1 protein-coding gene and 1 pseudogene are annotated in these 2,131 nt (G+C 54.4%); both read right to left on the reverse strand.

Going from position 1 to position 2,131, the window contains the following annotated elements; translation table 11 throughout:
• The coding region (locus JX325_RS15680) for a helix-turn-helix domain-containing protein (protein ID WP_374220647.1) at positions 1-1,915 on the reverse strand (1,915 nt) is incomplete at its 3' end.
• Between the two features lie 3 nt (positions 1,916-1,918).
• Positions 1,919-2,131: pseudogene (locus tag JX325_RS15685) on the reverse strand (hypothetical protein); the annotation flags it as partial.

A 2,131-nucleotide genomic window follows, 5' to 3' on the forward strand; every position in this document is an offset into this window, starting at 1 on the left:
GCTTATAGTCGAGATGGTGCTTCTCAGCGTCAATGACAACCATGCTGTGCCGGACAGCTCTTGCCAGTTCCGGTTCAGTGGCACCCTTCAGCGTCATGTCGGTGATGAGGTTGGAGATCTTGCCCATTTCAGTCTGGGTGTTCTTCATCTGCTTGAAGGAACCTTCCGGTTTTCCGCCGTACTCCAGTTTCGGGTCGAAGCCTTCCAGTCCTTTCAGCGCATGGGTGGATGTAATTTTGATCTTGCCTCCGGTAGGGATGACCATAACGGTGTCACCATCAAAGTCAGCGCCGGACAGCCGCTCAGCGACCTTGGAGTTGATGCCAATAGCATCAAGAGCGTTGCCCAGGATGCGCTTCGCCTCACCCTGCTTGTTGTTCACCTTAAGAATTGGAATCTCGAAGGTGCCGCCATGAGGATAACGGACAAGCGCGACGGTCTCGCCATCCCTGTAATTGGGGGCGTAGACCTCAGTGTCCTTCATTGAAGCAATAGGAAGGATGACCTGATACTTCTGTCTCGGCAAAGCCGCTGCCTGAAGGTGTACGGCCGCTGAATCGCAGTCGTCAGCGAAGGAAGCCAGAAGCGCCTTCTTCACGGTGGGATTGGTGAGGGCACAGATCTCGTCGAACTCAGCCGCCTTATCAGCCGCAGCCAAACCAAGCTGCTTTTTAATCAGTGTCATGGACTGCTTAGAAAGAAATTGAGATGGGAGATGATCGCTCCATTCCCCCCAGTCCCCTTCCTCAGCTCGCTTATTGATAAGGGATAACTTCTCCTTCCCGGTTTTCGGGTCGATGTAGTAGCTCTGGCCGCCCCGCTCCTTGATGAGGGAGCCAAAGGGATTGTCTGGATCATCCTTGATGGTCTTGAGGACATCCCCCATAGGAGTACCCTTCTTCTTGTTGGTGTTAAAGATCACATCCACGCCATCAGGGAAGTCCTTATCATCGCCGTAGAATGCCATTCCCTTGATGTACTTCTTTCCATCTACCAGAATGCGGACCTGAGCATAGCTGGACTCACCCAGGGACAGATCAGCCACACCACGGCGAAGTTCCACGGTTCCGTCCCGCTGGAGCCCGCCTTCTTCGGCATAGCGAATCTTCAGCCGGGATGAGTCCATACTCTCAGGATAGACAAAGGCCGGCTTGAAGGTCTCACCGCCGTCAGGACTGATGTAATCCACAACAGAATGGATCTCGCCAAAGTTGTAGATGTCCTTGTGCTCCGTGCCGGGAGGACAGAGAACCTTGAGGTTTGTCTGCTGGCCCTTGTTGGTGACTTGGGGAACGCCGCCGCCATAGACAGCGTAGCCCTCCATCTCCAACATATAGAGCGCCTGGTTTAGCTTCTCCCTAGAGATACCGAGTTCCCGCTCCACGCCGGTGCCCACGTCGTTCATTCCCTTTTCAGCGATCTGCTGCCTCAGGAACTCAGCGGTTTTCTTAGCCTGGTTCATTCGGGCTTCCGAACTCTNATTGAGCAGGGAACGAACGGAGGAGTCGTTGGGGAAACCCATTGTGTCAGCAATTTCCTTCAAAGTCTTGCCCTCGTCGCGCAGCCGTTTGGCCGTAGCCACATTAGATGAGCGGCGCTCATCCCGAGCAAGGCCCAACTGAGTGCGGAACTGGGTGCTGGTCAGGCCCATAGCCTTGGCGATGGCATTGTCTCCTGTCCAAACCTTCCCATCCTTATCAGTGTAGGTAAACCTCTGCTTGCGAAGCTCATCCACCCGGGAGAGGAAGTCGCCGCTGCGCTGGTTGGGGTTCTTTCCGCTTCCCAGGGGATAGCGGCCGGAACCAGGACCCGGAGCGCCATCCAGTTTACCGATGCCGTAGTGCATCAGAATGTCAGGGTCTTGCTCGGCCATCTCAACAACCTGACCGAACACTTCGTCTAAACTAAGGTCCATGGTTTATCCCTCCTCTTCTTTGATTTGTTTGAGAATCTTGTCGAAGGTCATGATCTTGTCCATGATGGGCAGGATGTCCTCTACAGTAGGCTCGTCCAGGAGAATTTCGTTGTGCTGGTAGATGCGCAGTTCGATCTGGATATCGGCGGGCCTGACCCGATACTCCAGACAGAACAGAGCGGCGTAAATCATAAGCTGCTCCATGTGCGCGGGGAT

It is taken from the genome of Oscillibacter sp. CU971, assembly GCF_905219725.1.
Taxonomy (GTDB): Bacteria; Bacillota; Clostridia; order Oscillospirales; family Oscillospiraceae; genus Oscillibacter.